Origin of the sequence: Vibrio sp. V43_P6S15P86 (assembly GCF_009904725.1) — a bacterium.
GTDB classification, from domain to species: domain Bacteria; phylum Pseudomonadota; class Gammaproteobacteria; order Enterobacterales; family Vibrionaceae; genus Vibrio; species Vibrio diabolicus.
In genome coordinates this window covers 5,524-12,730 of record NZ_WXWT01000047.1, presented here as the reverse complement: position 1 = coordinate 12,730, position 7,207 = coordinate 5,524, and the positions used below count along the sequence as shown (strand labels likewise).

The following is a 7,207-nucleotide window of genomic DNA, read 5'->3' as shown; positions in this document are numbered from 1 at the left end:
ATTCCCAACACCGAGTGATACGGCAACATAGATTCTGGTTTTAAAGGGTCAGAAAAAACGCGCGAACGGTAAACATGTGGGATGTCCTTGGATAGAACTCTTTATAGCTACTAATTTAGTCATCCATAAGTAAGTTCTAGTATTGGACACTGACTACCAGCTACTGACTCAAAATCTCCAATATAACTCACCATCCCCTTAATCTATTACGAGAAGTTGGGGCTGATTAACGGTCAGCGCCTTGACAATGGATACCACTATTACAGTGAAAACGATTTACAGCTTCTGTTGTTGATTCAACAACTTCAAAGCGCAGGACTCTCATTGAAAGAGTGCGAACAATGCTTGGACGGGAAGTTAAGTAGAAGCTTATTGGAAAATCGGCTGACGCAACTCAACCATGAAATTGATAAAAAAATCCACGCTCGTGAGTTACTACTGGCATTACTTGGGGAATGTCCACAAAGAGAGTTACACCATTCTCTTAGTCAAAGTGCGCCTAGCGCTTACTTAAACAGATTAAGTAAGCAGGGTTACAGTGAAAAAGAAGCGCTCAGATTGAAGTTGTTATCAAGAGATATGAACGAACACGAGAGTTACATGAAAGACTTTATGACGGTCTTTGCAACATTAGAAAGATGGGGACCTGAGAGTCACAAGGACTCTTTAAAAGCGATTTCATTAATGTCACCTCAGACAATGACCGATATTTTAGACATTGATTGTGGCATTGACACCTCAACATTACTACTAACCGATAAAAGTACCGCGCACATTACCGCCGTGGATAATGAGCCTATTGCCATCAAACAGCTCGATAAAAAGATCCAAAACGCACAGTTACACGATCGCATTTCTCCTGTTTGTGCTTCCATGACGGAACTGCCATTTCAGGCAAAATGTTTTGATGTCATTTGGGCGGAAGGCTGCGTCTACATTATAGGAATGGAGAACGCACTAAAACAATGGAAGCCTCTGTTAAAAGACAATGGCGTCTTGATGGTGATTGATTTGGTTTGGCTCACTGACTCTCCCGACGAAGATACAAAACAGTTTTGGTTGACAGACTACCCTGATATTTCGATACCTAAACGACTCGCTCTGTTCCAAAAGCATGGCTATGACGTGATCGAACACTTTTCATTAGGCGTCGATGCATGGAAAACTACTGGCAACCGCTGCAAGACCGAGTTGAGGAATTACAAGCTGTTATGTCTGCGTTCCAAGCGTTACTAGACATTCAGAAAGAGATTTCAGTTTATGAGTGCAGTGCCACAAAAGACTTTACCTGTCAGTACTTTATTTTAAAACTCGCAAACTAGAGATAGAGATATGAAATACGCTTTGTACAAACAAGACCAAACTTAAGAAATCATTACACTGTTCAATGACACATTTTCGGATTCAGAAGGTAAAGAAGAAGCTGGTTGATTGCGAAACTTGTAGAAGACTTTCTCACTTTACTAACCAAAGATGAGGATCTTTATGTGTTTATTACTCAAGATGAAAGTGAACGCATGGTCGGTAGCATCATTTTCTCTCACCTATCGTTTCCGAATGATGAAAATATATTCCTTTTATCCCCCGTGGCCGTTGCAACAGATTGTCAAGAGCAAGGTGTAGATCAAAGATTGATCAAATTCGGGTTAGCGACACTGAAAGAAAAAGGCGTCGCCGTTGCCATTACTTACTGGAATATCAACTTTTACTCAAAATCAGGATTCGCTCCAATAAGTCAGGACATAATTCAAGCTCCGCTAGACTTGTCCTAACCAGAAGGTTGGATTGCACAATCTTTAGTCGGTAAAGCGTTCCCTAACATCGAGGAAAAACCAACATGCTTACCCGCTATCGACAATCCTTATTATTGGTAGTTAATTGCGTGAAAGTTCCTTCGTTTCTGAATTTAGATGTCTATGCTTAAACGCTATTTTCTATGCGGCACTCTTACCATACTCACCTACTCACAACGGACATGCCATGTATGTTCTAAGCAATTATTCTTTAATAACCTGTAGAAACCACTGATAACTTTGAGGGCTATAATGAAAGTAAGAAAAGCCGTTTAAGTGACTTACCCTACCTTGTTAACTTCATTGCTGAAGAAGTAAGAGAGGTTGAGGGGAGCATTAAGATCCCAGAAACACTTGAAATGGGCATTCTGGTCGCGCTCCGTGACCCTTCTATTGCTACCTATTGGGTTTTAGCGGATGAGAACAACATTCCCGTAAGGAGTGTCTCTGCGGTTCGCGAGTGGAGCGAGTGGAGCGCTGGTTATTACTGGTGGATTCAAAGCATGTTCTTATCCAAACCACAACGAGGCAAGGGTAGTATGTCATTGCTTTTGGAGCTGCGCCTATATGTTCACAAAGACAACCGCACGACTGTTAGAGCTTATCAAAATGCTCATTTTTCAAAGCCCGATTATGAAATCACAATCTTAAGCAATTGAGTGAACTACCATCCACACTCATCGCAGCCACTTTAGCATTACCCCAATTAGGTCAATTTATGACAAGATATACGTGTCCTGATTCTTAGGTTAGAAAGGTTTGGGGCAAAGGTTACGGTAAACCGAGATTAAAAGTGTCATATGCAGAATTGGAAAAGACTTTCCATATCATCAAGTGGCGAGCGCGAAACGACTTTGAAGCCCATATGCTCGTAGAAACCTACTACCTTTGGGTTTTGTTCGTTTACATCGACTTTGGTTGCGCCTAATTGCTCTATGTTGAATGGTGGGGGAAACTCAATCCAGAACCAATTATCGTTGCTAACCCTGATGTGATTGTCATGACAGGTTATGAATCAGGCAGCTCTGATGATGCAATGGTGATGGGACAAGGCGTCGATGAAGAACTTGCAAAGCAGCGTTTAGCCGGATTTAAAGAGCGCATTGACTGGTCATCTATTGCCGCGGTTAAGAACAACCGCATGTATGCGCTTACCACGGCGCTTGTCGTACTATTCTCAATGGCGCGATGCTGCAGTTCTACGCTAAAGCAATGTACCCAGAACAGTTTAAAGACATCACTCCAAATCAAGCCTACTTAGACTTCTACGCTAAATACTTGTCAGTCACGCCAAGTGGTTCATTTGTCACGCAGTTATAGTCTGCTTTTAGATATGTCAGGTTGAACTCATATCAACATGACTGTACCTTATGTACATATTTATGATTTGTAAAGCAAAAAACTCTAACTGGAATCCTTGACATTATCAGGCGTTATTGCTTTGAGCTTTCTTTGGTAGAAATTACTCACATGAGTGCTCGTACGGCCAATTCACATCACTATACCTTTTATTTTTCTCGATTAGCGGTTGAACGCTTTCGAAATACAGTTCAGGCACCCTATATTCGGTCGTATCCATTGGACTCATTTCGCATTACTAAAACTTGGTCAATATCCTTTTTCCAAAATATTAACTAAATCTGCGCTGAAAAGGAATGGTGCATTTTTGATTTTAACTGATTTGTGCAACAAGCTGTTGCACAATTGGGAAACGGCTTGTTTCACTAACAATCGAGTCTGATTTTAGCCAACAGGTTGTCTCAATTAACCGATTTAAATTGTCATAATGCGAGTGATTGCTGAAGTAGGTTATCCTGGTTCCCAACTATTTCTCCTTTATCGCTACTCCAATGGTACTAAGTGATAGTTTACTTAGAGACGTCGGATCTAGTTCCTCTTCGTTGACATTGTTCAGCTTAACATATAGGCAATATTCAGGAATGTCCCGTTCAATTTCATCAAACTCTCTTCTGCAAAGATGTATAACCAAGCTTCTTGGGTATTGCTCTCTGTGATCCTAACAATATGCCCTGATACCTGACCAAAGTACAATTCAGTACGAACATTACTCGATGTGACGGCAGACTTGAAGCCTTGGTATATCGGTTCCTTCGTTTATCATACCAATACTGATTATCCAAGGAGAATAACCGTTTTTGAATTATTCAACAATCCTCTTAGCATCTAGGTCATGGTAATTGACCATCACACTACGTTGCTTTAATTACTCATGCAAAATTGCCTGTATTTGTTTCGCATGTGATACGGATGCAGTTACGATAAGTCCAGCAGCATTGTTATTTGTTTCTCTAATTGAGCGCAGCTTCTCTTCTAAAAGTTGGAGAATATGGGTTAGTGCATCTTCATCTTGTAAGATACTGGAGTAAATGATCTTTTGCTCTTTAAATAGGGCCGAAATCGATGAGCAGGACTTATTCGGCTCTGAGCTGGAAAATTGTAACCGTCCATTGTCCACTAACACTAGACAATAGTTTAAAAAGTACCTTCTCAAGACATAGTTATTATCTATGCAAGTATTCAATACGTAACCGGTGTGAAGTATAAATAAGCTAGATTTTAAAAGGCTGACTTGTCTAACTTGGATTAGCAAATGTACTTACACGTTCCGTTCATCGGCTTCGCTGATTACTACAACCCTAATTTTGACAGTCCATGCCAGCTCGAAACAAGATAGTAGACTTATATAATGGCTCCCTACTATCACAAAACACACTCAGGTAATCGCTACGAGAATCGAGAACAAATACAACTCGCAAGTTCTCTATTGTTCGGACAGTCAACCGATTGCGTAACCAGCCTGAGAAGTTTGAATCTTTTAAGGCATCGACACCATAAAACCAGAGCCACTTAGGGTACTCATTTTCCTCAATAGATTTATTTAGAACTAATGATGTTCTAAAGTTATCTTTGTGCTCATTTAAATCAATCTCTTCTACGAGGATCCCCATAGATTCATTGATTTGGTTTATCTCCAAGATTAAAGTGTCTGGCACGTTAGCACGAAACACATGATGCCTGTACATATGTAAAGCCCAAGTACATCGAACATATCGTTCAGAGCCTAGTGGATAAGCATCAAAACTAACATCGATATCTTCAATCTTTTGTGAACGCATAGGTGAACCACTTAATAAATGTTAAATTATCGCCTCCATTTGTATCTATGTGAAGATAAAATTTAGATATGGATTGTTTGTTCAATCTGTTCCAAATAGCCGAGGTACCACTGGTACCTTCGTGAAAGCTTGAGCTTAGTGCAGTGAAAGTTGCACGCTGGCTCTTAGAGAGATGACTCTTGGTAACAGGTGTCGTCTACTAGACATTTCCGTGTTAGAAAGTGTAACGAATAAAGTCGGTTATAAACAAAAAACCACCAAGCTTAAACTTGATGGTTTTGCTTCTAACTGCTTGTTCAGCAGGTCGGTTGTTTTCTTCCTGACCTATTCTTAGCTGCCTATGCGGCAGGACACAAGTTAGAGTTCGTCCAAATCCCACACAAACAATTTTTAGCTGCCTATGCGGCAGGACACTGTAGAATATAGTCTCTAACCATCTGATTCTGCGTGCTTAAAGTCACAATTCATCAAAATACCCTTTTTCTTCGTACTTTTGTAAGTGCTTGTTTTTATTTCTCTAAAAAACAGCTTTAGAAAAAGGGTCAAAAATGTAACTCTGGTACCGTGCCTTTTCTTTCTTGATTAGTGGCTAAACCATAGCTATTAAAGTTTGCTGCACCGCGCTCACAGACAAACTCCTTTTGCACAAACAAAATATAATCTTCTCCAGATGAACCGCTGGAGATTGGTATTCGATGGAAGCTATCGACGACACGCTCTTCATTAGTGACTGGTAATGATGTTCCAGCATCAAGTAGTTCGGCTCTCGCCATGCTACGTTTGATTCGACGTTTCTTGGAACCCAGAAAGCTTTTCCCAATCGTTTGGTTACGGGTAAACCTCACCTCTAAAGCATTGTCTGGAACCTCACATACACTGGAGACCTCAAATAAACCTTCATTTACCATCAAAGAATAATAGGGCTGAAAAGAGAGTCCTATCATCATCTCTTTATCGTCGGCAACAAAGGCTATGGTTTGACCAACCGTAACATCACTCCAGTCGGGGAAGCTCACGCCTATTTTATTCATGGCTTGTCGGTTATTGACCATAAACAGGTGCATTTGAGATATACAACGCCCTGCTAACAGCTCATAGTCGGCTTGAACAGGGGTATAACGTATACAGAAGTAGTAACGCTTCGTCATAGTCATCCTTACTTCGCTTTGGAACAATTGAAGAGCCCACCCTTGATCAAGACCGACATAATAAAGTGCACGTCATTTGGGATGCTCTGAGAAGCTGTCATTGTCTCAATCCAATTCTCTGTATTTCTGACTAACTGGTAAAAGTCATTTCCATAGGAAACATGTCGCCTTGCTATAACGTACTCTCGGTCAGCTCCATACTCATTCACTCTTAATGGCTTATCTGCTTCTTCATGCCACCAATCGTCAATCGATTGCAACGCTGCACCAATTTTCTGACCATGAAAAGCAGCAGTTTCTTTTCCGTTCAATAATTCTACGGTAGCTAACTGCTTAGTAGGAGCACCATCTTCTCGATCATCCAAGAACTCTTGGCTTGGGTAAACCTCATCCCCCCAACCAACTCCAATTTTAGCTTTGACATCCATGTAGAAATATTCGGTCGGGTCAGATAGGGCTCGCATCAAATAAGCTGTAAGTTTTTCTAGGCATTCTGCTGAAGCTTCATCCCAATGACCATACCAAGAAAGCCTTGTTGCGTTTTCTACAATCAAGGTTTGTGAATCACTGGTGGTCACTTCTATCGACAATCTTCGACACTCTCTGTTTCTCCAAAGCCAAGTACCAAGCAGAATGTTCTTCGCGTATCTAAGAGCAAGTTCCTGATACCCATTGAGCTCTTCATATGTTTTAGCAAGTAACGAGAGTTTAGAACGCACTTCATCATCACTACAGGTATCTGGAGTTAGAGAGTTGGCTCGAATTCGAAGGGGGAATGCACAGTAGATATCATCAACACCAGGTTTTACATAACACTCTTCGATGAACTGAGGATTGGGGTAAGCTAAATCTTGTGGAGCAACATTCTTTTCTACGAACTTGCCCCCTTTATATGCTTCTGCATAACCACCTTTTGGTGCGCGCAACCTAGTTCTATCAATTTCAAGGGGGCACATCTCACCACTTTTAGATAGATAGTAGAAATATGCTTTGCCAGCAGAGAGTGATCGAACGTAGTTCAGCTGAGTGCAAAGTTCCATAAACGATTAACCCCTATAGTTTTTTATAAGAATAGTTTCGCTACTGCATTCTATCGACCAAAAGGCATGATTGAAAAAGTGATCTCTTC

The 7,207-nt window shown here is 40.8% G+C and carries 4 protein-coding genes and 3 pseudogenes; 3 read left to right on the top strand and 4 right to left on the bottom strand.

The window, feature by feature from the left end; genetic code table 11:
* The first annotated feature begins 192 nt into the window (after positions 1–192).
* Positions 193–1,322: pseudogene (locus CAG69_RS02235) on the top strand (MerR family transcriptional regulator).
* A gap of 49 nt (positions 1,323–1,371) precedes the next feature.
* Positions 1,372–1,874: pseudogene (locus tag CAG69_RS22400) on the top strand (GNAT family N-acetyltransferase).
* A gap of 668 nt (positions 1,875–2,542) precedes the next feature.
* Here CAG69_RS22400 and CAG69_RS02220 read toward each other — a convergent pair.
* Positions 2,543–2,736: pseudogene (locus CAG69_RS02220) on the bottom strand (hypothetical protein); the annotation flags it as partial.
* Between CAG69_RS02220 and CAG69_RS02215 the strand changes: the two are divergent.
* Positions 2,722–3,054 carry a hypothetical protein gene (locus CAG69_RS02215; RefSeq protein ID WP_237668021.1) on the top strand — a complete coding sequence of 111 codons (333 nt, stop codon included), beginning with the start codon at positions 2,722–2,724 and terminating at the stop codon, positions 3,052–3,054. The pseudogene CAG69_RS02220 and the gene CAG69_RS02215 sit on opposite strands and share 15 nt — an antisense overlap.
* A 1,396-nt stretch (positions 3,055–4,450) precedes the next feature.
* On the opposite strand, the gene CAG69_RS02210 is transcribed toward CAG69_RS02215, so the two are convergent.
* The 3 genes from CAG69_RS02210 to csy3 form a co-directional block, all read right to left on the bottom strand.
* On the bottom strand, positions 4,451–4,930 hold the full coding sequence (locus CAG69_RS02210) for a hypothetical protein (RefSeq protein WP_161442544.1): 480 nt from the start codon (positions 4,928–4,930) through the stop codon (positions 4,451–4,453).
* A 542-nt stretch (positions 4,931–5,472) separates the two neighbouring features.
* Positions 5,473–6,078, bottom strand: a complete 606-nt coding sequence (cas6f, locus tag CAG69_RS02205) for a type I-F CRISPR-associated endoribonuclease Cas6/Csy4 (RefSeq protein WP_065646505.1) — start codon at positions 6,076–6,078, stop codon at positions 5,473–5,475.
* A gap of 8 nt (positions 6,079–6,086) precedes the next feature.
* Complete coding sequence (gene csy3 / locus CAG69_RS02200) at positions 6,087–7,118, bottom strand: type I-F CRISPR-associated protein Csy3 (RefSeq protein WP_161442542.1); 1,032 nt, start codon at positions 7,116–7,118, stop codon at positions 6,087–6,089.
* Positions 7,119–7,207: the final 89 nt, after the last annotated feature.

What these genes read in the sequence shown, in the direction of transcription:
- CAG69_RS02210 (WP_161442544.1), bottom strand. Translation starts at nt 4,930, where the DNA reads ATGCGTTCACAAAAGATTGAAGATATCGATGTTAGTTTTGATGCTTAT.
- cas6f (WP_065646505.1), bottom strand. Translation starts at nt 6,078, where the DNA reads ATGACGAAGCGTTACTACTTCTGTATACGTTATACCCCTGTTCAAGCC.
- csy3 (WP_161442542.1), bottom strand. Translation starts at nt 7,118, where the DNA reads ATGGAACTTTGCACTCAGCTGAACTACGTTCGATCACTCTCTGCTGGC.